Genomic DNA, 23,848 nt, shown 5'->3' on the forward strand with positions numbered 1-23,848 from the left:
TCTTCTCCAAGCTGAAGCACTTCCGCCGGGTCGCAACCCGCTACGATAAGCTCGCCGCGAACTTCCTCGCCATGGTCCAACTCGCCTCAATGAGGCTGTGGCTACGGGCTTATGAGTCTACGGCCTAATGCTCCGACGTCCCTCAGCTGCATTGATCAGGATGGACTGCACCCGCTCGATAACAGCCTGATCGTCGAGTTTGTTGGCGGATCCCGCCTTGCCGCGTGCCATTCCCGATCCCCAACTCAGCTCGGGCTTCGCCATAGCGCATCGATAGTTGTTTCCGAAGCATCAGCTTTGCCTGGTGGCGAGCCTCGCAGCTTGTTGGGCGAATCGCGCGCCACTCGAAGCCGGGCAGGTCATATCTTTTCATATGGAACTTGAATCGGGATTATGACTGAGGGGGAAGGCTCGACGACGAACTCATGTTGGGGGAGCATCAGTCACGTGATATTCGGCAGCATGATAAGACTCATCCGCACAATAGCGGGCGCCGCTATTCTCGCGCTCTGCTCTTCTCAGGCTACCGGATATAGCTCGTTTTGCAGTAATCCTAAGCGGGCACGCATCCTCGCCGCAGCCGTCATCGCTTTGCCTGACGACGATATAAAAAAATTGGAAGCGGCATTTGAGGAACTCTCCACGCGCGTTGGCATGACCACATGGGGTGTTGATAGCTCAGAAGGAGGGCGGCCCCTCAGCCAAACGTTAGGGCTTCAAAGCCCTAAAGTCAGCGTCAGCATCACTGCTCGTTGGAAGCCAGGCCAACGTAATGCGCTGTTGAAAGTCGAGCGAACTTGCGTCAACGACGACCTTGAACCTTGGGCTGGATATTGGCGGAAGGTGCAAAGCGAGCTGGTGCGAGCGGGCTACAGATTACAATAGCTCGACGCGTCACCCGTTTATAGGTTCACGACCTAGCAGGTCTCGACAAGCGTCGCTGATCGAGACCTGCCGTCAACCCAGGCCCGGTTCAGGCGGTCATGTCCGCATTCTTCAGCCGCTCCGCATAGCTTTTGCGGAACTTGCGGAGCTTGGGCGCGACCACCGCCATGCAATAGGGGTTTTTCGATCCCTCGCGGACGAAATATTCCTGATGGTAATCCTCTGCCGGATACCAGGTCGCGATCGGCTCGACCGTCGTCACGATCGGATCGCTCCAGTCCGCCTGCGCCCGCGCGATGGCGGCGCGTGCCGCAGCCTCCTGCTCCGGCGAATGAGGGAAGATCGCCGAACGATATTGCGTGCCGATGTCGTTGCCCTGGCGGTTGAGCTGCGTCGGATCATGGACGTGGAAAAAGATGTCGAGCAGATCGTCATAGCCGATCGCGTCCGGATCATAATGGATCCGGATCGCCTCGGCATGGCCGGTATCGCCGTTGCACACCTGCTGATAGGTCGGGTTGACGGTGTCGCCGCCGATATAGCCGCTTTCGACCGCCGAAACGCCGATCACATCGTCGAAGACCGCTTCGACGCACCAGAAGCACCCGCCCGCGAGTGTCGCGACCTCTTCGGTCATGTCCATTCTCCCTTGCTGTGCTGCCAAGATAGGAAGGCGTAGCCGATGCGCAATCACCGCGCCTCGACGCGCACGATCTCGGCATTGAGCATATCGACGCGGCGGCGGCCGTTCAGATGGGTGGCGTCGGCGAAAATGCCGTAACCGTGCTTCTTCTCGAAACGCGCCCAGAATTCGGGCGCGGCCGCCATGCGATAGCCCGCATCGTGCATCAGCGTCAGCGACAGCGCGTCCGCCGCGATCTCGGTCTCGCGGATCTTCGCGGCATTCTTGCCGATCCGGCCGAACAGTCCGCGCGACACGCCCTGCGCATCGAGCACGGCGCGGTGATCGAGGATGTTGTGCGCCAGTTCATGCGCCAGGATCGCCGCGAGTTCGTCATCGCTGCGGAATTCCGCGAACATGCTTTGCGAGATCCGGACATATTGTCCATCGGCCCCCGCATTGAGCGCCCTGGTGTTCGAGATCACGAACCGCGTCGCGCAGGCCGGCACACCGGCCAGTTCCACCGACAGGGTCCGTTCGCCCCGCCTGATCGCGAGCACCGCCGACCCCGCCGCCAATCCGGCATCGAGGCGATCGTGCACGGCGCGCATCCAGGCCGACGCATCCTTGAACGCCGGATCGCCAAGCATGGGCATCGCCGTGCCGCCGATCGACTGGATGATGTCGTCGGGTGCGATACCCACCCCGGCGGCCGGCGATCCGGGCAGGACCGCAACCACGCCGGGATATCGGCCGGCCGCCGACGTCCCCAGCAACAATCCGGTCGCCGGCGCGCGCCGCGCGCAACGCCCCGCATTGGCGGTGACGAGATCATGGCCGATCTTCGCGACGCGCACGTCCTGCACACGCTCGATATCCGCCTGTGACGGCGGCGGAGACGCTGCGAGCAACAGGCCCAGGATCGTGGCCAGCTCCATTTCAGGCGCCCGCGAGCACCGCCTTCATCGCGACCGACCAGCCGTCCAGCCGCGCGGCCCGCACCGCGCCGTCGATCGCGGGCGTGAAGCGCGTCACCGCGCCACGCATCGCCGCCGCGTCGCGAAGCGATCCGAACAGGCCCGCGCCGACGCCCGCCAGCATCGCCGCGCCCATCGCGGTGGTTTCCGCGAAGGCCGGGCGCTCGACCGTCAGGTCGAGCATGTCCGCCAGATCCTGCGCCATCCAGTCATTGGCGACCATGCCGCCATCGATCCGCAATTCCTGCCAGTCGCAGCCATCGGCGGCGAAAGCGCCTTTCAGATCGCTGGTCTGGTGCGCCATCGCCTCCAGCGCGGCGCGGACGATATGCGCGCGCCCCGTCGAGAAGCTGAGCCCCGTCACCGCGGCCCGCGCGCCCGGTTCCCAATGCGGCGCACCCAGCCCGGATAGCGCGGGCACCAGATAGACGCCGCCATTATCGGCGACCGATCGCGCAAGCGGTTCGCTCTCGGGCGCCGACGCGATCAGGCGCAGTTCGTCGCGCAGCCACTGGATCAGGCTGCCGGCGACGAATACCGACCCCTCCAATGCGTAATGACGCTCGCCCGATACCTGCCAGCAGATCGTCGACAACAGCCGGTTGCGGGACTGCGGCAGGCTGCGGCCGGTGTTTGAAAGCACGAAGGCACCGGTGCCATAGGTCGCCTTGGTCTGGCCGGGATCGAGGCAGCCCTGGCCGATCGTTGCCGCCTGCTGGTCCCCCGCCATGCCGGTGATCGCGATCGGCGCGCCGAACAATTCGGCATCGGTGGTGGCGATCGGGCCGGCGCAGTCGACAATCTCGGGCAGGATGGCGCGGGGCACCCCGAACAGGTCCAGCAGGCCGTCGTCCCAGCCGGATGCGCCGATCGCCATCAGCGCGGTGCGCGATGCATTGGTCGCATCGCTGACATGCGCGCCGCCGGTCAGCTTGAAGACCAGCCAGCTCTCCACGGTGCCGACCATCAGATCGTCGCCGGCGTCACGAAGCTGCGGCCAGTTCTCCAGCGCCCAGCCGATCTTGCTGCCGGAAAAATAAGGATCGAGCAGCAGTCCGGTCTTGGCCTGGACGATGGGTTCGTGCCCGGCGTCCTTGAGAGTGCGGCAGATATCGGCGGTGCGCCGATCCTGCCAGACGATCGCGGGCGCCAGCGGCTCGCCCGTCCGCCGGCTCCAGAACACCACGGTTTCGCGCTGGTTGGTGATGCCGATCCCGGCGATCGCCCCCGGCCCGCCCGCCTGGGTTACCATCTCGCGCGCGCAATCCAGCGTCAGCGCCCAGATCTCGGCCGCGTCATGCTCAACCAGCCCCGGTGCCGGATAATGCTGAGTCAGCGGCCGCTGCGTACTTCCCAGCGCTCGCCCGTCGGGATCGAACAGCATCGCACGGGTGGATGTGGTGCCTTCGTCAATGACGAGGATCTTGTCGGCGGAGTTCATGGCCATGGTTCAACCACAATGCCCATGTGCGCGAAAGGCGTAAACTACGGTATCCAGTCGCGGGATCGTTTGATCAAGCACCCTGGGAATGGATGCCATTGGGCTCAGGCCGGAGCGAGAATGGTGCCGGCCGAGAACCGGCGCGCAGCGTACTTCAGTACGTGAGCACCGGAAGCGCAGGACGGTGCCGTTCGCAGCCCGGCATGGGCCCAATGGCATCCATTCCTAGGCCTCGCCCCGTGTCTCTATCAGAGCCGCCGCTATGGCTTCGGTGGGCGATTTCCCGCCCCACAGGACGAACTGGAACACCGGATAAAAGCGCTCGCATTCGTCGATCGCGGTTTCGACGAGCAGTTCGACCTGGTCGAGCGACAGATGGTAATCCTCCTGCCCGTCGAGCAACGCGGCATGGCGGAACAGGACGATCCCGCTCGACGACCAGAGTTCGAAATGGCCGAGCCAGAGCTGCTCGTTGATCAGCCCCAGCGTCTCGTACATCTCCGATCGCTTCTCGTTCGCGACCTTGATGTCGGGCAGCGCCAGGAACTGGAGCACGCGATCATCCTCGCGCCACACCGCGCGCAATTCGTATTTCGTCCAGCTGCCGTCCATCGTCGCGACGATCTCGTCGTCGCTGACACGCTCATGCGTCCAGCCATGCGCCGAATAATAGGCTTCGAGCATCTCGATCGGCGCACCGCTCGCGCGGTCCGTCTCATACTCGTCCAGGGTCATGCGGGTGTCACCAGCGCCATTCTCATGAACGCACTCGTGCAACCGCACGGCCCCGAAGACAAGGCAAAACCGCGCGAGATGGTGATTTCGCCGGGGATTTCCCCGTGGATCAGCCTGTGGATTTCGGCTTGCCCTTGGCAGGCGACTTCGCCGCCGCCTTGGCGGCCGGCTTCGCCTGCACGCCTTCCAGCGCATCGAGCCGCGCGCGCAGGGCATCCGCCTCGTCGCGCGCCGCGGCGGCCATGGCCTTCACCGCTTCGAACTCGTCGCGGCTGACGAAATCGAGACCGCCGATCCATTCCTTCGCGCGCTCACGCGCCGACGCCTCGGCCTCCCGGCCGACGCCGGCCAACGTTCCCGCCGCGCCGTTCACGAACTTCACGAAATCGTCGAAAACACGATTCTGCGACTGCATTCTATCCCTCCAGACCGGAGATTGGCCCTTGCTACAGATCTATCTGGGCCTTGGGGGTCGAGGGTGCAAGGGTTGCCGCGTCGGGATTCAGCGCGCCGATCTGGTAATTGAGCGTGGCGGCGAAGCAGAGCCAGGCCAGATAGGGCAGCATCAGCGCCGCCGCGGCCGGCCGGACGCGCCGGAACGCGACCGTGGTCGCGATGGCGAGCACCAGCATCACCAGGATCACGATCAACGCGGTTCCCACCTGATGCGCGGCGAAGAAGATCGGCGACCAGGCGAGATTGAGCAGGAACTGCGCGACGAACAGGGCGATCGCGGGGCCACGCCCCCCTGCCCCGCGCGCGTTGAGGATCATCGCGAGCGCGAGCCCCATCAGCACATAAAGGATCGTCCATGCGGCGCCGAAGGCCCAGCCCGGCGGCATGATCGCCGGCTTCACCAGCGCATCGAACCAGGGATTGCCGTAACCGGAATTGGCGAGCTGCCCTGAGGCGATGCCGAGCAGCAGAACGAGCGGAACACACAGGAGCGCCCATCGCGCAAAGGACCAGCGGAGTTGCCCCTTCGACGCGATTTCGCTCATCCGCTGCTCCCTATTCGGCCGGCGCGGGCGCCGGCACCCCGAGTTCACTGTCAAGCGCACGCCCGACCGCTTCCGGCGATCCCGTATAACGCGCCAGGCGACTGTAGAGAATTGGAATGAGGAACAATGTGATGAAGGTTGCGATCGAGACGCCGAACACGATCACGATACCGATCGCGACGCGCGACGCAGCACCGGCTCCGCCCGTCGTCACCAGCGGCACTGCCCCCATCACCGTGGCGATTGACGTCATCAGGATCGGGCGCAGGCGGCGAGCGGACGCGCGGCGGATCGCCTCGCCCACTTCCACGCCCTCGTCGCGTATCTGGTTGGCGAATTCGACGATCAGGATACCGTTCTTCGCGGCCAGCCCCACCAGCATGACGATGCCGATCTGACTGTAGAGATTGATCGTCTGGCCGGTCAGCGCCAGCCCGATCACGCCACCCGCCACCGCCAGCGGCACCGTGGTGATGATGACGATCGGATGGATGAAGCTTTCGAACTGCGCGGCGAGCACCAGGAAGATGATCAGCACCGTCAAACCGAAGACGATCCAGATGGAGCTGCCGGTTTCCTTGAACGCCTGGCTCTGCCCACGATAGCCCACCGCCGTCACTTCGGGTGACGCGGCGGCCTGCTGTTCAAGGAAGGTCAACGCTTCACCCAGGGCATAGCCGGGCGCCAGCGCGCCGTTGAGCGTGATCGCGCGCATCTTCTGGAAGCGGCCGAGATCGCGGGGTCCGGCCGTTTCTCGCGTGGTGACGAGGTTCGAGAGCGGCACCAGCGCGCCTGTCCGGCTGCGTACATAGATTTGCGACAGATTCTGGAGGTTCGACCGATCCTGCGCATCCGCCTGGACGATGACGCGATATTCCTCGCCGCGATCGAGATAGGTGGACACACGGCGCGAACCGAGCAGCGACTGCAATGCCTGGCTGATATCGTCGACCGACACACCAAGGTCGCCCGCGCGCGCGGTATCGACGTCGATGCGAAGCTGCGGCTTGGTTTCCTTGTAATCGGAATCGAGGTTGATGATGCCGGGATTGTTGGCCGCAGCGGCCAGAATACGGTCGCGCGCGGCCACCAGCCCTTCATAGGTGTTGCCGGCGATCACGAAATTGATCGGATTGTTGTTGCCGCCGCCGCCACGGCCGCCGATCGGCGCGCGCACCGACGCGTTGCCACGCACCGTGGGCGTATCGCGCAGGATCGCGTTGATCTTGTTGACGACGTCCTGCGTGGTCTGATCGCGCTCCTCCCACGGCTTCATGAAGATCGTGAAACCGCCATTGTTGAAGTCGTCGGTCGCATTGAAACCGCCGGGCGTGCGCGCGATGACATTGGCCACCGTGCCTTCCTTGACCATCGGCAGCAGCTTGTTCTGCACGTCGACGACATAGCGATCCATGGTATCGAAGCCGGTGCCTTCGGGCGCGTTGATCTGGAACTGGGCGACACCCATGTCCTCCGCCGGGATCAGTTCCGACTTCATCAAGGTGAACAGCCCCCCTGCCGCCCCCAGGAACAGCAGCACCGAGACAATCGCGATCAGAGGCTTGTTGATCACCCGATCGAGCCGGCGCGCATAGGCATTTTCGATTCGCTGGAAGCGATCGTCGATCCATTGGGTGAAGCGTCCGCGCGTCTGGTGCTTCAGCAGCTTCGAACAGAGCATCGGCGCCAGGCTGAGCGCGAGAAAACCAGAAAAGGCGATGGCTGCGATCATCGCGACCGCCAGTTCGCGGAAGAGCAGGCCGGTCTGCCCGGCGAGGAACATCACCGGCACGAACACCGCGCAAACGACGAGCGTGGTCGAGATCACCGCGAAGCCCACCTGGCGCGTTCCCTTGAACGCGGCGACGAGCGGGGATTCGCCTTCCTCGATACGATGATAGACATTTTCCAGAACGACGATCGCGTCGTCGACCACCAGACCGATCGCGAGCACCATCGCGAGCAAGGTCAGCAGATTGATCGAGAATCCGGCCAGCCACAGCACGGTGAAGGCGCTCAAGAGACAGATCGGCACCGTCACCGCCGGAATCAGCGTGGCGCGCGCGCTGCCGAGAAACAGGAAGATCACGAGGACAACGAGCACGGCCGCTTCAAGCAAGGTGTGCCACACCCGCTCGATCGCGCGGCTGATGAACTGCGAATCGTCGGACCCGACCATGATCGTCATGCCGTCGGGCAGCGAGGGCCGGATCAGCTCCATCTCCGCCTTCGCGCGATCGGCCACCTCCAGCGTGTTGGCGCCGGACTGACGCACGATGCCGAGGCCGACCGCCGGGCCGCCATTCCGTCGGAACTGGTAATAGGGGTTCTCCGCCCCCTCTTCGACGCGCGCGACATCGCCCAGGCGGACGAGGTAACCGTTGGTGCCGCGCCCGACGACAAGTTGCGAAAACTGGGCGGGCGTCGTGAACGGGCGTTCGACGCGCAGCGTGACGTTCTGGTCCTTCGATTCGAGGCGCCCGGCGGGCAGCTCGACATTCTGGCGACGCAGCGCGGCCTCGACATCGGCCGGGGTGAGCTGGAAGGCGGCAAGCCGCTCCGGCTTCATCCAGACGCGCATCGACGGCCGTGCCTCACCCGCCAGGAAGACACGCGCGACGCCGTCGATCGCGGAGAAGCGATCGACCAGATTGCGATCGGCGTAGTCACTGAGCTGAAGCCTGCTCCAGCCCGGCTTGGAAACGACGAGGAACAGGATCGGCTGCGAATCCGAATCGGCCTTGCGCACCTGCGGCGCCAGCGCTTCCTCCGGCAGATCCTGAACGGAGCTCGACACGCGGTCACGCACGTCGTTGGCGGCGGAATCGATGTCGCGGCCGGGATTGAATTCGATCGTGATTTCAGACTGACCGTCACGCGAACGCGAACTGATCGCCAGGATGCCCTCGATACCGGCAAGCTGCGCTTCCAGCACCTGGGTGATGCGCGATTCGACGACGGTGGCGGCGGCGCCGGTATAGGTCGTCTGTACGGACACGACGGGCGGATCGGTGTCGGGATATTCGCGAACCGACAGGCTCATGAATGCGACGGCGCCGACCACGCACAGCAGGATCGCGATGACCGTGGCGAAAACCGGCCTGCGGACCGACAGATCGGAAAGCTGCATTCGCCGGCGCCCTTAGTCGCCGGCCGCCGCCGGACGCTCGCCCCGCGCACCCGCCAGCGCCACCTTCATGCCGTCGGTGAGTTTCACCACGCCTTCGGTCACCACGCGCTGCCCGGGCTTCAGCCCTTGCAGGATTTCCACGGCGCCGCCCTGGCGCGCACCGATCTTGACCGCGGTCCGCTTGACCTTGCTGCCGTCACCGACGACGAAGACATAGCTCTTGTCGCCCTCTCCCACCACGGCGAGTTCGGGAACCGACAGCGAGTTGCGCGCCGCGGATTCGACGGCGACGGTCATCAACATGCCGGGCTTGAGCGCGCGATCGGGATTGGGCAGCAGCGCCCGCACGGTCACCGCGCGGGTCTCGGGGCTCACCACCGGATCGATGCTGGCGATGGTGCCGTGGAACTCCCGGCCGGGATACGCCGCCGCGACCGCATCGATACCCTGCCCCACGGCGAGCGATGCCAGCAGCGTTTCGGGAACGGTGAAATCGAGCTTGATGCGCGAAACGTCGCTGATCGTCGCGATCTCGGTACCCGCCGTCACCACCGCGCCGGTCGAGATGTTGCGCAGCGACACCCAACCGCTGAACGGCGCGCGGATGACGCGGTCACCGATCGATGCGCGCGCTTCGGCCGCCTGGGCGGAAGCGGAGGCGGCAAGCGCGGTTTGCGCGTCGACCGCGGCGCGGGTGGCGAAACCGCGCGCCTTCAGCGCATCCAGCCGCTCGAGTTGCTGGCGTGCCTCGGTCGCGCGCGCGCCGGCTTGCTGCAACTGCGCGGTTTCCTGTCCCTGCGCGAGAACGGCGACGACCTGCCCCTTGGCGATATAACCGCCGTCGCCGAAATTGAGGCGCGTGATCCGCTCGGTCACCGGGGCCGAGAGCACCACCTGCTCGTTCGCGAAGGCGGTGCCGACCGCGTCGATCCGATCGGTGAAGCGTTTCGTCGCGGTCGCGTCCGCGCGCACGAGCGGCGCATCGCCACGATGCGAATCCTTGGCGCCGCCACAGGCGGACAAGAGGAAGATCACTGGGATAACGGCTGAAATGCGCATGCGCCTGTGTCGATTTCCCGGAATAATGGGTCTTGCCGCCGATCGACCCAGCTCGAACGGCAGCACAGCCGGGTATCGTGCAGTCACGCGCTTTGCAATTCCTTAGTCTGTCGCAAATTGTCGCAATTTGAAAAATTCGTCACTGATGTGAAATATTTCAGCAACGCGCGGCGACCAGGAATTCGATATTCCCCTCAGGCCCCGTGATCGGACTTTCGACCACGCCGTCGATCGTCCACCCCTTGCCCTCCAGCCAGGTGACCACCTCCGCGCAGACCCTGGCATGCACGGCGGGATCGCGGATCACGCCGCCCTTGCCCACTTCTTCGCGCCCCGCTTCGAATTGCGGCTTGATCAGCGCGATCAGCCGCGCGCCGGGCCGCGCAAATGAAAGCGGCACATCCAATACCTTGGCGAGCGAGATGAAGCTGGCGTCGCAGACGATCAGATCGATCGGTTCGGGAATATGCCCGGCGGTCAGGATGCGCGCACTCGTCTTTTCGTGGACGATGACGCGCGGATCCTGGCGAAGCTTCCAGGCGAGCTGGTTCGTGCCGCTATCGACCGCATAGACGCGCGCCGCGCCGTTGGTCAGCAGCACATCGGTAAAACCGCCCGTCGACGACCCCACATCGATCGCGACGGCGCCCGTCACGTCCCAGCCAAAATGAGAAATGGCGTGCGCCAGCTTGATGCCGCCGCGCGAAACCCATGGATGATCGCGTCCGCGCACTTCGATCGGCGCGTCCTGCGGCAGCGCCTGCCCCGCCTTGTCGATCTTGCGTTCGCCGGAGAAGACCAGGCCGGCCAGGATCAGTGCCTGCGCCCGCGTCCGGCTTTCGACGAGCCCGCGATCGACGAGAAGCTGATCGGCACGGGATTTAGGCATTGAAACGGATCATGACGGCACGGCCTGCGATGGAACCCGCATCCGCAATGCCGGAAAGGCCATGCAACGCCAAGCGGCAATGACCGTCGCTGCCGATGCGAACGGCCGGTGCCCGAGCCAGCGACGCCCTTGGAGCCTGTTCGAGAAAGCGCGGCAGCGCGCTTTCTGGAGGCGGTACCAGCTTTTCCAAACAGCCTCTCAGCCGCCGTCGTGCTTCTCCAGATAACTGCGCATCAGCTTGACCGCATGCTCGCTGAGCGAGACCAGGACCCGGCGATGATCGCGGCCATCGCTGTGACGGACGAGCAACCCCCGGTCGAGCAGTTGCTTCACCCAGCGCTGCGCCGTCGAGAGCGGCACGCCGGCGCCCAGGCTGGCATCCGAAAGGCAAATAGGCTGCCGGCGCTCATGCGCGATGAAAAGGTCCAGCAGAATATCCCAGGCCGGCTCACCGAATATGTCCGAGTCAGGCGCGAACAGGGCTCGCCGGCTGCGCCGCGCCTGATAGATCCGAAGCGCGCGTTGAAGCGGCAAAAAAGAACGGTCCTGCTCCATATCCCCAAACCCCTAAGATAGTCCCCATATCCCGGCGATTATTGACGATCATCTAGCTTAATTATTACCAAACATCCACCCATAACGAAATTGATATACATCCATTTTGGAAGTATTTTTTCGAATTCGAATGAAAAACCCATCCCAAAAAGCGCAAATTCCGTCATATCATCGAATATGGATGAATATGCGCAATGGGTACGGCGCAACATGCAAGACGATTGTCCAAATCGATCGCACCGCTTGCGCAGGTCGCGCCAATGCACGGCGATCTTCTACAGTATCAAAAGCGACAATCTGGAAGGTTTCGTATAAAATCGGCAAATTGAACTGAATGCGTAACGAAATTCACGGTGCGACCGCGGCGCGCGCTAGTGCTTGGCACGCGCACTCCCAGCGCCCGCACCTGCCTGATCGGTTCAATCCATGATGCGGAACGCGCTACGGCATATTCGGTTCCATCCCGAATTCCGGAACGGAATCGCGGGTTCGGGGTCAGCTGCCGACGACCTTCACTTGCGGAGCCGACGGAAAGGCGTGCGCCGTCAGGCGCGCGCGCCCTCGATCACGCCGCTGCTGTTATGGCGCAGCGCCTTCAGCACGGTATCGACGATGTGCGGTGCGTTGAGCCCGGCCTCGTCATATTGCCTGTCAGGCTTTTCGTGATCCTGGAAGATGTCGGGCAGGCGCATCGTCCGCAGCTTCAGCCCGGTATCGATCAGCCCCTCGTCGCTGGCCAGCGTCAGCACATGGGCGCCAAGCCCGCCGATGCTGTTCTCCTCGATCGTCACCGCGACTTCGTGTGTCGCCAGCAGCTTGCGGATCAGCGCCTCGTCGAGCGGCTTGGCGAAGCGGAGATCGGCGACAGTGGTGGAAAGCCCCCGTGCATCGAGCTGATCGGCAGCCTTCAGCGCCTCTTCCAGCCGGGTGCCGAGCGAGAGGATCGCGACCTTCTTGCCCTGGCGGACGATGCGACCCTTGCCGATCTCCAGCAATTGCGGAACGTCGGGAAGCGGCACGCCGGTGCCGTTGCCGCGCGGATAGCGGACGGCGATCGGGCCACTGTCATGGCAGGCGCAGGTATGGACCATATGGACGAGCTCAGCCTCGTCGGACGCCGCCATCACGACGAAATTGGGCAGCGACGCCAGATAGGTGACGTCGAAGCTGCCGGCATGGGTGGCGCCATCCGCGCCGACCAGCCCGGCGCGATCGATCGCGAAGCGCACCGGCAGATTCTGGATCGCGACGTCATGGACGACCTGATCGTAAGCGCGCTGGAGGAATGTGGAATAGATCGCGCAGAAGGGCCGCATGCCCTGCGCCGCCATCCCCGCCGCGAAGGTCACGGCGTGCTGTTCGGCAATGCCGACATCGAAGGTGCGATCGGGATAGGCCTGCTGGAATTTGTCGAGCCCGGTGCCGGAGGGCATCGCGGCGGTGATCGCCACCACCTTTTCATCGCGGGCCGCCTCGCCCATCAGCGCCTTGGCGAAGACCGCGGTGTAGCTGGGCGGCCCGGGCGGGGATTTGGCCTGCTCGCCGGAGACCACGTCGAACTTCTGGACGCCGTGATATTTGTCCGCCGCCGCCTCGGCCGGGGCATAGCCCTTGCCCTTCTTGGTGACGACATGGACGAGGATCGGCCCCTCCTCCGCATCGCGGACATTTTCGAGCACGGGGATCAGATGGTCGAGATTATGGCCGTCGATGGGGCCGACATAATAGAAGCCCAGTTCCTCGAACAGCGTGCCGCCCATCGTCATGCCGCGCGCGAACTCGTCGGTCTTGCGGGCAGCATCGTGCAGCGGGCGCGGCAGGCGACGCGCGAAGCGGCGCGCGAGATCGCGCAGCCCCAGGAAGCTGCGCGACGAGACGATGCGCGACAGATAGGCCGAAAGCCCGCCCACCGGCGGCGCGATCGACATGTCGTTGTCGTTGAGGATGACGACCAGCCGGTTGCCCGCCTGCTCGGCATTGTTCATCGCTTCATAGGCCATGCCGGCGCTCATCGCGCCGTCGCCGATCACCGCGATGCCCTTGCCCGGCCGGCCCGCCAGCTTGTTGGCGACGGCGAAGCCCAAAGCGGCGGAGATCGAGGTCGAACTGTGCGCCGCCCCGAAGGGATCATATTCGCTTTCGCTGCGCTTGGTGAAGCCCGAAAGCCCGCCGCCCTGGCGCAATGTGCGGATGCGATCGCGCCGCCCGGTCAGGATCTTGTGCGGATAGGCCTGATGGCCGACATCCCAGATCAGGCGATCCTCGGGCGTATTGAACACATAATGGATCGCAGTGGTCAGTTCGACCACGCCGAGCCCGGCACCGAGATGCCCGCCCGTGACCGAAACCGCGGAAATCATCTCCGCGCGCAGTTCGTCGGCAAGCTGGCGAAGCTGATCGGGCGCGAGCTTCCGGAGATCGGCCGGAGAAGCGACGGCATCCAGCAGCGGCGTCGCGGGTGAATCGGACATATATTCCCTCTTTGCGGGCACAACTCTTAGCGCTGCCACGACAAACTGTCGAACGGAACCGTGATGGCGATGCGGTGCAGGATCGATGCAGAGCGCTCGAAACGCACCCGGATCGGGCGAAATTCGGGTCAGGCCGAGCCGAAAATGGTATTCTTCGAGAACCGGCGCGCAGCGTACTTCAGTACGTGAGCACCGGAAGCGCAGAAGAATGCCGTTTGCAGGCCGGCATGGCCCGAATTCCGTCCGATCCTAGTCGCAGTCGGCGCAGCGGCCATGGACCTCGATGACCGGCCGTTCGGGCGAAAAGCCGGCCTTGCGCGCGGCGGCGCGAACGCCCGTCGACAGGCTGTCATCGTCCAGATGCGTCGCCTGTCCGCAATTGTCGCACACCAGGAAGATGCAATCGTGCAGGCAATCGGGGTGTGCGTTGGCGACATAGGCGTTCACGCTTTCCACCCGGCGCGCCAGATTGGCGCCGACGAACAGGTCTAGGATGCGATAGACGCTGTTGGCGGCGACGCGGCGCCCGCGCGCCTTGGAGACCGCCTCTGCGATATCATAGGCGGATGCGGGTTTTTCGAAGCCGGCAAGCACGTCGAAGATCGCGGCGCGCATATCGGTCCATTGCTCGCCCGATTTCTCGAGTGCGACCTTGGCGGCGTCGGAAAGTGCGACGCCCTCATGCTCGTGATGGTGGTGATGCTGGGCCATGCCCCAATTTAGGCACGGCAGGGCCTCGCGGCAAGCGAGACTGACGAACGGCGTTCTAGTTGGTCGCGCGCCGGTTCAGATCGTGGCCCAGCGCAAGCACGGCGACGCCGAGGATCGTATACATGATCTCGCTGCCGTCATGCTCCAGGGTGATCGCCCCCATCATCATGCCGATTCCCAAGGCGCCGACCGCGGCAGGCAGCACGAAGCCATGTTCGCGAATGCCGAAACCCAGCGCGACGATGCCAAGGCCGATCGCCAGGACCAGGCCGACTTCATGGATGCGATGATCGACGAACACGCCGCCGGCGGAGGTGAGCAGCACCACCGCGATCGCGCTCGCCACGCAATGTACGACGCACAGACCCGACAGGCCGATGGCCAGCCGGTCGAGCGACCCCAGGCGAGACACGATATTGTTCACGACGACTCCAGTTGCCCGTCCATTTGGCACGGCCGGCGGAAAGTTACAACATATCATTTGGGCCGCCGATCGGGCGTTCGGCGCTTGTACCACGCCCCGCCGCGCGGCATAGCGCGCCGCATGGCACTCGCACGTCCCGCATCGCCCGCCCCCGCGCCTGCGCGGCTGATCGCCTGGCTCCGCATCGTCGCCGCGCTGGTCTTCGCGATGGTCGTCGTGGGCGGCATCACGCGGCTGACCGAATCGGGGCTCTCCATCACCGAATGGAAGCCGATCACGGGCGCGATCCCGCCGCTCACCGAGGCGCAATGGCTCGCGGAGTTCGCGAAATACCAGCAGATCCCGGAATATCAGCAGATCAATCACGGCATGGATCTGGCGGCGTTCAAGTTCATCTTCTTCTGGGAATATATCCACCGGCTGCTCGGGCGCGTGATCGGCCTCGCCTTCGCGCTGCCGCTTGCCTGGTTCTGGTGGAAGCGCCAGATACCGGCGGGTTACGGCCCGCGCCTCGTCGCCCTGCTCTTTCTTGGCGGGCTGCAGGGTGCGGTCGGCTGGTGGATGGTGACGTCGGGCCTGGTGCTGCGCACCGATGTGAGCCATTTCCGGCTCGCCACCCATTTGCTGGTGGCGCTTTTCATCATCGCCGGCCTGTTGTGGACCGCATTCGACCTGAAGAGTCAGGCCCATGGCGCGAAGCCGGCGCGGCTGACCGGCTTCGGCCTGGTCGTCGCCCTGATCCTGCTGGTGCAGTTGCTGTTCGGCGCCTTCACCGCCGGGCTCGACGCGGGCTATGTCTCCAGCACCTGGCCGCTGATGAACGACCATGTCTTCCCCGAAGGCGTCACCTGGCTCGGCTCCGCGCTCGCCACCATCGGCAACGATCCGTTCCTGATCCACTTCATCCATCGCTGGTGGGCCTGGGTGGTGGTGATCGCGCTGGTGATGCTTGCCCGCAAGGCGAAGCAGGCCGGAGAGCGGAGGGCCGCCGTGGCAATCCACGCGACCGTCGGCCTTCAGGTGCTGCTGGGCATCGCCACCGTCGTCACCGGCATGAATTTCTGGCTGGCCGTGCTCCATCAGGCGGTGGGGGCGCTTGTCGTCGCGAGCACGACCTGGGGACTGCACGTCATCGGGCGGCGCGCGGGGTGACCGTCGCGACGGTCTATGCGGTGTTCGGCTCGGCCGAGGATGCCGAACGGATCGGCCGCATCACCGTCGAGGAACGGCTCGCCGCCTGCGTCAACATATTGGCGCCCTGCCGCTCCATCTATCGCTGGCAGGGCGGAATCGAGAATGCGACCGAAGTGCCCGCGCTGTTCAAGACGCGGGAAACGCTGGCCGATCGGCTGATCGCCCGGATCGCGGCGCTGCACGACTATGACGTGCCCGCCGCCATCGCATGGCCGACAAGCGCGGCTTTCGCCCCCTATCGCGACTGGATCATGGCCGAGACAGCCGATTGAACATGCGGGATTAATCGAAGGGTATTCAGATACCCGTTTGGAAAAGCCCGGTTTCGCTTGACTTGGCGGGCATCATCGATCATTAGCCCGCTCCAACGACGCCGTCCGCCAGGGCGGCGTTGCTCGTTTCAACCAAAGAGGTCCAGGCCCATGAAGGCGCTTGCGAAGACCACCCGTTCGGTAAAGCCGACCGAGGTGGAGAAGAAATGGCATCTGATCGATGCGGAGGGCCTCGTCGTCGGCCGTCTCGCCGTCGTGATCGCCGATATCCTGCGCGGCAAGAACAAGCCGAGCTACACCCCGCACGTCGATTGCGGCGACAATGTCATCGTGATCAACGCGGACAAGGTCCGCTTCACGGGCAAGAAGCTGCAGGACAAGGTCTATTACAAGCACACCGGCTATGCCGGCGGCATCAAGGCGATCACCGCCGCCAAGGTCCTCGAAGGCCGCTTTCCGGAGCGCGTCCTCGAAAAGGCCGTTGAGCGCATGATCCCGCGCGGCCCGCTGGGCCGCCAGCAGATGCGCAACCTGCGCGTCTATAACGGCACCGAGCATCCGCATGAGGGCCTGCAGCCCCAGACGCTCGACGTCGCTGCCATGAACCGCAAGAACAAGGTGGGTGCCTGATGTCCGATACCCGTCAATCGCTTTCCGATCTGGCTCAACTGACCGGCGCGGAAGCCCCCGCCGCGGCTGCCGCTCCGGCGCCGGCCGTTTCGGCCGAAGGCGAGCCTGTCGCGGCTGCGCCCGAGCCCGTCCGTCCGACCATGCCGCTGCGCGAGCGTGAAGTCGACGCGCAGGGCCGCGCCTACGCCACCGGCCGCCGCAAGGATGCGGTCGCCCGCGTCTGGATCAAGCCCGGCTCGGGCAAGATCACGGTCAATGGCCGCGACCAGGAAGTCTATTTCGCGCGTCCGACGCTGCGCCTCGTCATCAACCAGCCGTTCGGCGTTGCCGGCCGCGAAGGTCAGTATGACGTGATCGCCACCGTCAAGGGCGGCGGGCTTTCGGGCCAGGCCGGTGCGGTCAAGCACGGCATCAGCCAGGCGCTGACCAAGTTCGAGCCCGTGCTGCGCGCGCCCGTCAAGGCCGCCGGTTTCCTGACCCGCGACAGCCGCGCGGTCGAGCGCAAGAAGTATGGCAAGGCCAAGGCCCGCCGCAGCTTCCAGTTCTCGAAGCGCTAAAAGCGGTTCTCACCGAACACGAAAAGGCGGTCCGGAAACGGGCCGCCTTTTTTGTTGCTGCATGAACGGTTAGGAAAGCCCGATGACGATCGACGATCCCATCATCGCGAAGATTCTGGCGTTTCTCGACAGAATCGGCATTCCGTCAGTCGCCGGCCCGATCGAGGGTGAAACGCTGCTGCCCGGTCTGACCGTCCGGGCAGGTACGCTGTTCTTCGATGCGGAGCGGCTGGCATGGCCCGGCGACCTGTTGCACGAGGCCGGGCATATCGCGGTTACCGATCCGGCGGTGCGCGCCGGGCTCGAGGATGTCGAGGCGGATCCGGGGCAGGAAATGGCGGCGATCGCCTGGTCCTATGCCGCCGCGCTGGAGATCGGCATCGATCCGGAGATCATCTTTCACGAAGGCGGCTATCGCCAGGTCGGCGGCGGTGGTGCCGTCCTGCGCAACTTCAGCAACCGCAACTATATCGGCGCGCCGATGCTGCAATGGTACGGGATGACCGCCGAGCCTCACCAGGCCGAGAATTTCGGCATGCCCGCCTATCCGGTGATGACGCACTGGCTGCGACAGGCGACGGGTTGAAAAACGCCTTCGGTTGTTTTCAAGCCGCCGGCCACAGCCAGCCGGTATAGCGCACAATCGGGCCAATCAGCGGCATCCGGATATCGACCATCAGGTGGAAACGGCCATCTTCCGCCCATTCCCGCGCCTCGATCCGTGGCGCCAGCATGCGCGGCAGCCGGATGCCGAAGGCGCTCCAGCGTCGCAGCACCATGCGCAGCCCCGCCCGATCGGACGGCAGCGCAAAGACGAACCGCAAGGGACCGAAACGCTCGGTCACGCAATCGCCGTCCTGAGCCAAACAGCTCGCGAAGTGATGCCCGCCGAAATCGCGTGTCCAGTGTTCCACGCCGTCGCGCTCGGCAAAGGCGACATGAAGCGGATAATCGCCGGTCGGCGGAAAGCGCATGACCCACCCGATCAATCGCGCGATCATGCCGGTGCCGCGTTCCACCCGCCCTTCACCCGTCGCACCGCCATCGCCATTCACCCGGTGGATGGCACGAACCACCGGCGGCAGAGCGGCGAAACGCTCACCCATGATCCGGGCATAAAGCGGCGGCACCGCATGCTCGGCAATTGCATGCCGGATCGCCAGAGTGGCGAACAGCGGTTCGAAATCGGCCAGATCGAGCAGGCCAGAGGCATCATAAGCGCCGGGTGCCATGCCGCCGGCCAGCACGCGGCCGGCCAGCAGCGCCGCCGCCATTGTAGGAACCTCCAGCCCCTCCCCCTTGTCCGCGACCAACGTCCAGCACCGCGCGCACCCATCGCCCTTCACTTCCACGCGCATTGCGGAACGGGCGCCGCCCAGGCCCAGCGTCATCCGGTAGAGCGGCAACAGCCAGGCCGCGTTCCGCGTCAGCGATCGCATCCAGCCCCAGCGCACCGGCCAGCTCGCCAGCCACAAGGCGATCATCTGGAAACCCAGTTCTGTGCCGGCGCGGAACGTCACCGCCGGCCGGCCCGGCAAGGCGGCAGGCATAAGATCGAGATCGGGCACATCGGCAAGCGCGACCAGCCGCCCCTTGATGCCATGCCCGTCGGCCAGCAGGAAATCGGCGTGGCGCATCTCCTGCCAGCCGAAACCCGCCGCCCAGCGCCTGCCGCGCCACAGCCGGATGGGCCGGCCGACATAGCTGAGGATCGCCTTCGCCACCGAAACACCCGCGCTCGACCGGTTGGATGCGCTGATCGCGATCTCGACCGCGTCGATACGTTCAAGGCCGGCGGCAAGATGCCGCGCCACCGCCCCCGACAATGCCGGCACGCTCGATGCGCCGGCGATGATCGGCACCCCCGCCCGCCGCGCCGCCGTGTCGAGCGCGCCGATTCCGGTCACGAAATCGCGGGCATCGGCCAGATCGAGATAGGGAATGCGCATCGCGATGCAGGCCTCGGGCACGATATGCCCGCCGGACTGGAAAGGCCCCGCCGCATCGATGACCAGATCGGGCCGCAGCCGCGCCATGACCAGGCCGATGCCACGCGTCCGGTTCGCCACCACCGGCTCGGCATTGGCCAGGCCCGCGCAGAATGCGGCGCCCTTCTCCGCGCTGCGCCCTGCGACGATCACGCGATGGCCGGCCGCGACCAACCGCCGGCTCAGCCGCGCGCCGAAACCGCCATAGCCGCCGATGATCAGGATACGCTTCACAGCAACCTCTCCCGCTGTGCCGCATCGGGCACCCAGCAGGTCTCGCGACGTCCGAAAAGCCGGTAACGATTGCGCGCGATCAGCCGATAGAGCGGATCGCGCATTCCGCGCGGCGCGAGACGGAAGATGCAGAGCATGCGCCAGGGCCAGCCGAGCCCGCGCCAGATGGCGAAGATCGCATCGCTGTTGCGCAGCGCCTGATCGCCGCTCACGACGATCAGCGTGTCCGGATCGGCAGGATCGATGCCGAAGCGGCGATAAAGCGCCTGCCCCACTTCGCCCTGCATCGCGGCAAGCCGGAAATGCCCGCGCCGATCGTACCGCAGCACGAAACGGGCATTGGCCGAACAGAGCACGCACATCGCATCGAACAGGATGATCGGCCCCTCGCTCATGCGTCCTGCTCCGGATCGTCGAAGACCGCCAATTGATGGATCAACTCGCCCGCGATCGGGTGGATCAGGTCGAGCGTGAAGGCGAACCGGCCGCCGCCGCAATCGACATGGCCCACAGCGAGCCTGCCTGGCGCCAGCCAGCGCGGGAAGCGCAGACGAAGACGCCCGAACCGCAGGAAATAATGATCGCTGAGAAACCAGAGCACGCCGTCTTCGGCGGCAAGGCGAAGCGCGACGCCCAGGCCCAGCCCCAGATATTCCTCGATTCCCGTCGGGCCGGTGAAACGCTTGGCGCTGAAGATCACCTGCGGGAACCCGTCCCGCCGGCCATATTGGCGCGTCCAGAACTGGCCGCCGCCCGCGATATCCTCGGTCACGGTCACGCAGGCGGGCACGCCGGTATCGCGGTGTAGCGGAAGCGGCGCGCCCACCAGCCGCGCGAGATTGGCCAGCAGCCAGCCCAACCTGCTCATCCGGCATTCGCTGACTTCGCCGACATAGGTGACGCAGGCGCCCGCCGCGATCCGCCGGCGGAAGCGCGCGCGCACCGCGGCGGGCAACGCGCTCCAGCGCTCGGCGCCGAGCAGCGCGCGGAACGGATGGACGGCGTCGTCCATGGGCACGGCGCATGTCCGCCGCCACAGATGATAGCGGGCCCTCACTCCCCGTGCCGCCATCAGTTCCATTTTCGCCTCCTTCGATTATTTCTGTATGGAGAGAAATTACCTGTCGTGGATCGGGCAGATCCGTCCGTTCGCCCCCGATCACGTCACCCCAGCGAAAGCTGGGGTCTGCCAACCAGATCGCGCCATATCCTGTAGGAGATGCCAGCCTGCACCGGAGGTGCAGTTTATCCTGAGCGCCTGCCTTGCAGGCAGTCGAAGGGCTGGCATGACGGACTTGAGAAAGCCGCAGACAATCTCACACATCGGGCTTCACCTTCCCCCGCCCGAGCGGCAGAAAATTGAGCACCTTACGCCCCATCTTGATGAGCAGCATCAACCGGGCCGGCGGGATGGTGATCATCTCGCGGTGCCAATCGTCCATCGTCGTCACGAAATCATGCATCGCCTCGATCCGCTCACGCGCGGTGCGGGAGATGCGCGGATCGTCCTGCGCCTCGGCACGGCATTGCTTGAGCGCGGCGACGGCGGGATCGACCTCGCGTTCCTTGCGGCCCTGGGCGATGCGCGTGAGCATCTGCCAGAGGTCGACCTCGGCCTCGAAATGCTCGCGCCGATCACCCATCACCGGCACGCGGCGGATGAGCTTCCAGCCCAGCAATTCCTTCAACGAGTTGGAGATGTTGCTGCGCGCGATCCCCAATTTCTCGCCGATCTCGTCCGCATTGAGCGGACGGTCGCTCAGATAAAGCAGGGCATGGATCTGCGCGACGGAGCGGTTGACGCCCCATTGCCCGCCCATCTCCCCCCAGTGCAGCACGAATTGCCGCACCGCGACGGGGAGGGCTTCAGATTTTTCAGCTATTTCTGTCATGACAGAAATTTCTGATATTTCTGAGCGAGAGTCAAGCGGGATGTTCAAGCCGCTCCGTCGCTCCAGCGGAAGCTGGAGCCCATGCGATGCGTCGACAACACAGAGGCTGGATACACTGAATGGGCTCCAGCTTTCGCTGGAGCGACGGGACAAGGATTACGCGTGAATCCTAATGATCGCTCGCGCCCGAAGCCCCGATGCCCGTCTCCGCGCGCAGGCGCTGCGCGGGATAGCCCGCCTTGTCGATCGCCGCACGCGGGCTGGTGTCGATCAGCGAGATCAGCCAGATCGCGAGGAAACCGGCGGGCACGGAGAAGATCGCGGGCGAACTGTACGGGAACGGCGCGGCGGTGAAGCCCAGCACATTCACCCAGATCGCGGGTGACAGCACGGTGAGCACGAACGCGGTCAGCAATCCGATCGTGCCGCCGATCGCCGCGCCGCGCGTGGTGCAGCCGCTCCACAGCAGCGACATGACGAGCACCGGGAAATTGCCCGACGCCGCCAGCGCGAAGGCCAGGCTGACCATGAAGGCGACATTCTGCTTCTCGAACGCGATGCCGAGCAGGATGGCGAGCGCGCCCAATGCCAATGTCGTGATGCGCGAGACGCGCAGTTCGTCGGCAGAATCCGCCGCGCCCTTCTTGATCACGGTCGCATAGAGATCATGGCTCACCGCCGACGCTGCGGACAGGGTCAGCCCCGCCACCACCGCCAGGATCGTCGCGAACGCCACCGCCGAGATGAAGCCGAGAAAGGCATTGCCGCCGATCGCATGCGCCAGGTGGATCGCCGCCATGTTGCCGCCGCCGCGCAGTGCTTCTCCATCCAGATAGGCGGGATTGGTCGCCACCAGCACGATCGCGCCGAAACCGATGATGAAGGTGAGGATGTAGAAATAACCGATCCAGGTGGTCGCCCACAGCACCGATTTGCGCGCCGCCTGGGCGTCGGGCACGGTGAAGAAGCGCATCAGGATATGCGGCAGCCCGGCCGTTCCCAGCATCAGCGCCAGGCCGAACGAAATGGCGCTTACCGGATCCTTGATGAAATTGCCGGGCGCCATGATCGACAGGCCCTTCGCGGCCGCCGCGTCGGGCGCGGCACCGCCGGCCAGCGCCAGATCGGTCTTCACCTCCACCGCGCGGCGGAACAAAGCTTCGGGCGAGAAACCGAACTGCGCCAGCACCATCACCGCCATGAAGGTGGCGCCGGAAAGCAGCATCACCGCCTTGATGATCTGCACCCAGGTGGTCGCGCGCATGCCGCCGAACAGCACATAGGCCATCATCAGCATGCCGACGACGATCACCGCATAGCCATAGGGCAAACCGAACAGCAGCTTGATCAGCTGCCCCGCGCCGACCATCTGCGCGATCAGATAGAAGCAGACCACGAGCAAGGTGCTGGCGGCCGCGAAGCTGCGCACGGGCGGCTGGGCGAAACGATAGGATGCGACGTCGGCAAAGGTGTATTTGCCAAGGTTGCGCAGCTTTTCCGCCATCAGGAACAGCAGGATCGGCCAGCCGACGATGAAGCCCGTCGAATAGATCAGCCCGTCATAGCCATCGGCGAAGATCTGCGCGGAAATGCCGAGGAACGACGCGGCGGACATATAGTCCCCCGCCATCGCCAGTCCGTTCTGGAAACCGCTGATCCCGCCGCCCGCCGTATAGAAATCGGATGCGGTGCGCGTGCGTTGCGCGGCGCGGCGGGTGATCCACAATGTCAGCGTGACGAACGCCAGGAACATCGCGATCGCCACCCAGTTGATGGGCTGGCGTTCGGCCTGCCCTTCCAGCGCGGCGGCGGACGCGGGCGCGGCGACGAGCAGCGCCAGCACGATCAGGAGACGCGGGTTCATGAACGGTGCGCCGCCAGGATCTCTGCCATGCGCCGGTCATAGACGCGATTGGCGCGCCAGACGTAAAATCCGGTGAGCAGGATCGCGAACAGGATCAGGCCGATGCCGGCGGGGATGCCGAGCGAGGTCACTCCGCCGCCGATCGGCCGGGCCAGCGCCGCCTTGTCGAAGGCGATCAGGCCGATATAGCCGAGGAACGCCGCGAACATCAGGATCGAAAGCAGCCAGGCGAAGCGCGCACGATCGCGCAGCAGCGCCGCATAGCGCGGATCCTGTTCCAACGTGTCGGCGACCGGATCGGCCATGCTCCTCCCCCC

24 protein-coding genes and 1 pseudogene are annotated in these 23,848 nt (G+C 65.0%); 6 read left to right on the forward strand and 19 right to left on the reverse strand.

Annotation, left to right across the window (positions count from 1 at the left end):
* A pseudogene (locus tag K7G82_RS25360) lies at positions 1 to 128 on the forward strand (IS5/IS1182 family transposase); the annotation flags it as partial.
* Positions 129 to 973: 845 nt separating this feature from the next.
* On the opposite strand, the gene msrA reads toward K7G82_RS25360, so the two are convergent.
* From msrA to K7G82_RS25425, 13 genes are all read right to left on the reverse strand, one after another.
* Positions 974 to 1,522: a peptide-methionine (S)-S-oxide reductase MsrA gene (msrA, locus tag K7G82_RS25365; RefSeq protein ID WP_222992768.1), complete on the reverse strand. Its 549-nt coding sequence runs from the start codon at positions 1,520 to 1,522 to the stop codon at positions 974 to 976.
* A gap of 53 nt (positions 1,523 to 1,575) precedes the next feature.
* Positions 1,576 to 2,445 carry a M48 family metallopeptidase gene (locus K7G82_RS25370; protein ID WP_222992769.1) on the reverse strand — a complete coding sequence of 290 codons (870 nt, stop codon included), beginning with the start codon at positions 2,443 to 2,445 and terminating at the stop codon, positions 1,576 to 1,578.
* Position 2,446: 1 nt separating this feature from the next.
* Complete coding sequence (gene glpK, locus K7G82_RS25375) at positions 2,447 to 3,925, reverse strand: glycerol kinase GlpK (RefSeq protein WP_222992770.1); 1,479 nt, start codon at positions 3,923 to 3,925, stop codon at positions 2,447 to 2,449.
* A gap of 225 nt (positions 3,926 to 4,150) precedes the next feature.
* Positions 4,151 to 4,660 carry a type III secretion system chaperone family protein gene (locus tag K7G82_RS25380; RefSeq protein ID WP_222992771.1) on the reverse strand — a complete coding sequence of 170 codons (510 nt, stop codon included), beginning with the start codon at positions 4,658 to 4,660 and terminating at the stop codon, positions 4,151 to 4,153.
* A 109-nt stretch (positions 4,661 to 4,769) separates the two neighbouring features.
* Entirely contained in the window at positions 4,770 to 5,075 is a 306-nt protein-coding gene (locus K7G82_RS25385) for an accessory factor UbiK family protein (protein WP_222992772.1), read from the reverse strand.
* Positions 5,076 to 5,106: 31 nt separating this feature from the next.
* Complete coding sequence (locus K7G82_RS25390; RefSeq protein WP_222992773.1) at positions 5,107 to 5,661, reverse strand: TspO/MBR family protein; 555 nt, start codon at positions 5,659 to 5,661, stop codon at positions 5,107 to 5,109.
* 10 nt (positions 5,662 to 5,671) lie between these two features.
* Positions 5,672 to 8,791 (reverse strand): efflux RND transporter permease subunit, encoded by a 3,120-nt coding sequence (locus K7G82_RS25395; RefSeq protein WP_222992774.1) that lies wholly within the window; start codon positions 8,789 to 8,791, stop codon positions 5,672 to 5,674.
* Between the two features lie 12 nt (positions 8,792 to 8,803).
* A complete protein-coding gene (locus tag K7G82_RS25400; RefSeq protein WP_222992775.1) occupies positions 8,804 to 9,850 on the reverse strand; it encodes an efflux RND transporter periplasmic adaptor subunit in 1,047 nt (348 codons plus the stop codon).
* A 157-nt stretch (positions 9,851 to 10,007) separates the two neighbouring features.
* A complete protein-coding gene (locus tag K7G82_RS25405) occupies positions 10,008 to 10,739 on the reverse strand; it encodes a TlyA family RNA methyltransferase (RefSeq protein WP_222992776.1) in 732 nt (243 codons plus the stop codon).
* Between the two features lie 198 nt (positions 10,740 to 10,937).
* Positions 10,938 to 11,273 (reverse strand): helix-turn-helix domain-containing protein, encoded by a 336-nt coding sequence (locus K7G82_RS25410; RefSeq protein WP_222992777.1) that lies wholly within the window; start codon positions 11,271 to 11,273, stop codon positions 10,938 to 10,940.
* Between the two features lie 566 nt (positions 11,274 to 11,839).
* Positions 11,840 to 13,765, reverse strand: a complete 1,926-nt coding sequence (gene dxs, locus K7G82_RS25415; RefSeq protein ID WP_222992778.1) for a 1-deoxy-D-xylulose-5-phosphate synthase — start codon at positions 13,763 to 13,765, stop codon at positions 11,840 to 11,842.
* 249 nt (positions 13,766 to 14,014) lie between these two features.
* On the reverse strand, positions 14,015 to 14,476 hold the full coding sequence (locus K7G82_RS25420) for a Fur family transcriptional regulator (protein WP_222992779.1): 462 nt from the start codon (positions 14,474 to 14,476) through the stop codon (positions 14,015 to 14,017).
* A 55-nt stretch (positions 14,477 to 14,531) separates the two neighbouring features.
* Positions 14,532 to 14,900: a MerC domain-containing protein gene (locus K7G82_RS25425; RefSeq protein WP_343228647.1), complete on the reverse strand. Its 369-nt coding sequence runs from the start codon at positions 14,898 to 14,900 to the stop codon at positions 14,532 to 14,534.
* A 120-nt stretch (positions 14,901 to 15,020) separates the two neighbouring features.
* Between K7G82_RS25425 and K7G82_RS25430 the strand changes: the two genes are divergently transcribed.
* The 5 genes from K7G82_RS25430 to K7G82_RS25450 all read left to right on the forward strand — a co-directional run bounded on the left by K7G82_RS25430 (position 15,021) and on the right by K7G82_RS25450 (position 18,139).
* Positions 15,021 to 16,052, forward strand: a complete 1,032-nt coding sequence (locus K7G82_RS25430; RefSeq protein WP_222992781.1) for a COX15/CtaA family protein — start codon at positions 15,021 to 15,023, stop codon at positions 16,050 to 16,052.
* Positions 16,049 to 16,366, forward strand: coding sequence for a divalent-cation tolerance protein CutA (gene cutA / locus K7G82_RS25435; RefSeq protein ID WP_343228648.1), 318 nt, complete (start codon positions 16,049 to 16,051; stop codon positions 16,364 to 16,366). Before K7G82_RS25430 ends, cutA begins: the two co-directional genes overlap by 4 nt.
* 150 nt (positions 16,367 to 16,516) lie before the next feature.
* Positions 16,517 to 16,996, forward strand: a complete 480-nt coding sequence (gene rplM / locus K7G82_RS25440) for a 50S ribosomal protein L13 (RefSeq protein WP_222992782.1) — start codon at positions 16,517 to 16,519, stop codon at positions 16,994 to 16,996.
* Positions 16,996 to 17,553, forward strand: a complete 558-nt coding sequence (gene rpsI / locus K7G82_RS25445) for a 30S ribosomal protein S9 (RefSeq protein ID WP_222992783.1) — start codon at positions 16,996 to 16,998, stop codon at positions 17,551 to 17,553. Before rplM ends, rpsI begins: the two co-directional genes overlap by 1 nt.
* Positions 17,554 to 17,635: 82 nt before the next feature.
* A complete protein-coding gene (locus K7G82_RS25450) occupies positions 17,636 to 18,139 on the forward strand; it encodes a hypothetical protein (protein ID WP_222992784.1) in 504 nt (167 codons plus the stop codon).
* A gap of 19 nt (positions 18,140 to 18,158) precedes the next feature.
* Here the strand turns inward: K7G82_RS25450 and K7G82_RS25455 are convergent, their stop codons facing one another.
* The 6 genes from K7G82_RS25455 to K7G82_RS25480 form a co-directional block, all read right to left on the reverse strand.
* Complete coding sequence (locus K7G82_RS25455; RefSeq protein ID WP_222992785.1) at positions 18,159 to 19,775, reverse strand: saccharopine dehydrogenase family protein; 1,617 nt, start codon at positions 19,773 to 19,775, stop codon at positions 18,159 to 18,161.
* Positions 19,772 to 20,170, reverse strand: a complete 399-nt coding sequence (locus tag K7G82_RS25460) for a thiol-disulfide oxidoreductase DCC family protein (RefSeq protein ID WP_222992786.1) — start codon at positions 20,168 to 20,170, stop codon at positions 19,772 to 19,774. Before K7G82_RS25460 ends, K7G82_RS25455 begins: the two co-directional genes overlap by 4 nt.
* Positions 20,167 to 20,856 (reverse strand): DUF4166 domain-containing protein, encoded by a 690-nt coding sequence (locus K7G82_RS25465; RefSeq protein WP_246623876.1) that lies wholly within the window; start codon positions 20,854 to 20,856, stop codon positions 20,167 to 20,169. The genes K7G82_RS25460 and K7G82_RS25465 overlap by 4 nt, the downstream gene beginning before the upstream one ends.
* A gap of 235 nt (positions 20,857 to 21,091) precedes the next feature.
* Positions 21,092 to 21,715, reverse strand: coding sequence for a GbsR/MarR family transcriptional regulator (locus K7G82_RS25470; protein WP_246623877.1), 624 nt, complete (start codon positions 21,713 to 21,715; stop codon positions 21,092 to 21,094).
* Between the two features lie 121 nt (positions 21,716 to 21,836).
* The gene (locus K7G82_RS25475) at positions 21,837 to 23,531 is read right to left on the reverse strand and encodes a cation acetate symporter (RefSeq protein ID WP_222992787.1); all 1,695 of its coding nucleotides are present in this window, start codon (positions 23,529 to 23,531) and stop codon (positions 21,837 to 21,839) included.
* Positions 23,528 to 23,836 carry a DUF485 domain-containing protein gene (locus K7G82_RS25480; RefSeq protein WP_222992788.1) on the reverse strand — a complete coding sequence of 103 codons (309 nt, stop codon included), beginning with the start codon at positions 23,834 to 23,836 and terminating at the stop codon, positions 23,528 to 23,530. Before K7G82_RS25480 ends, K7G82_RS25475 begins: the two co-directional genes overlap by 4 nt.
* Positions 23,837 to 23,848: the final 12 nt, after the last annotated feature.

The organism is Sphingomonas colocasiae (genome assembly GCF_019880585.1).
GTDB lineage: Bacteria > Pseudomonadota > Alphaproteobacteria > Sphingomonadales > Sphingomonadaceae > Sphingobium_A > Sphingobium_A colocasiae.

Coding starts and splice junctions, on each gene's coding strand:
- K7G82_RS25430 (WP_222992781.1), top strand. CDS start 15,021: ATGGCACTCGCACGTCCCGCATCGCCCGCCCCCGCGCCTGCGCGGCTG.
- K7G82_RS25380 (WP_222992771.1), bottom strand. CDS start 4,660: ATGACCCTGGACGAGTATGAGACGGACCGCGCGAGCGGTGCGCCGATC.
- K7G82_RS25370 (WP_222992769.1), bottom strand. CDS start 2,445: ATGGAGCTGGCCACGATCCTGGGCCTGTTGCTCGCAGCGTCTCCGCCG.
- rpsI (WP_222992783.1), top strand. CDS start 16,996: ATGTCCGATACCCGTCAATCGCTTTCCGATCTGGCTCAACTGACCGGC.
- msrA (WP_222992768.1), bottom strand. CDS start 1,522: ATGACCGAAGAGGTCGCGACACTCGCGGGCGGGTGCTTCTGGTGCGTC.
- K7G82_RS25400 (WP_222992775.1), bottom strand. CDS start 9,850: ATGCGCATTTCAGCCGTTATCCCAGTGATCTTCCTCTTGTCCGCCTGT.
- K7G82_RS25420 (WP_222992779.1), bottom strand. CDS start 14,476: ATGGCCCAGCATCACCACCATCACGAGCATGAGGGCGTCGCACTTTCC.
- K7G82_RS25465 (WP_246623876.1), bottom strand. CDS start 20,856: ATGGAACTGATGGCGGCACGGGGAGTGAGGGCCCGCTATCATCTGTGG.
- K7G82_RS25395 (WP_222992774.1), bottom strand. CDS start 8,791: ATGCAGCTTTCCGATCTGTCGGTCCGCAGGCCGGTTTTCGCCACGGTC.
- K7G82_RS25405 (WP_222992776.1), bottom strand. CDS start 10,739: ATGCCTAAATCCCGTGCCGATCAGCTTCTCGTCGATCGCGGGCTCGTC.
- K7G82_RS25450 (WP_222992784.1), top strand. CDS start 17,636: ATGACGATCGACGATCCCATCATCGCGAAGATTCTGGCGTTTCTCGAC.
- dxs (WP_222992778.1), bottom strand. CDS start 13,765: ATGTCCGATTCACCCGCGACGCCGCTGCTGGATGCCGTCGCTTCTCCG.
- rplM (WP_222992782.1), top strand. CDS start 16,517: ATGAAGGCGCTTGCGAAGACCACCCGTTCGGTAAAGCCGACCGAGGTG.
- K7G82_RS25385 (WP_222992772.1), bottom strand. CDS start 5,075: ATGCAGTCGCAGAATCGTGTTTTCGACGATTTCGTGAAGTTCGTGAAC.
- K7G82_RS25480 (WP_222992788.1), bottom strand. CDS start 23,836: ATGGCCGATCCGGTCGCCGACACGTTGGAACAGGATCCGCGCTATGCG.
- K7G82_RS25475 (WP_222992787.1), bottom strand. CDS start 23,531: ATGAACCCGCGTCTCCTGATCGTGCTGGCGCTGCTCGTCGCCGCGCCC.
- glpK (WP_222992770.1), bottom strand. CDS start 3,925: ATGAACTCCGCCGACAAGATCCTCGTCATTGACGAAGGCACCACATCC.
- K7G82_RS25390 (WP_222992773.1), bottom strand. CDS start 5,661: ATGAGCGAAATCGCGTCGAAGGGGCAACTCCGCTGGTCCTTTGCGCGA.
- K7G82_RS25460 (WP_222992786.1), bottom strand. CDS start 20,170: ATGAGCGAGGGGCCGATCATCCTGTTCGATGCGATGTGCGTGCTCTGT.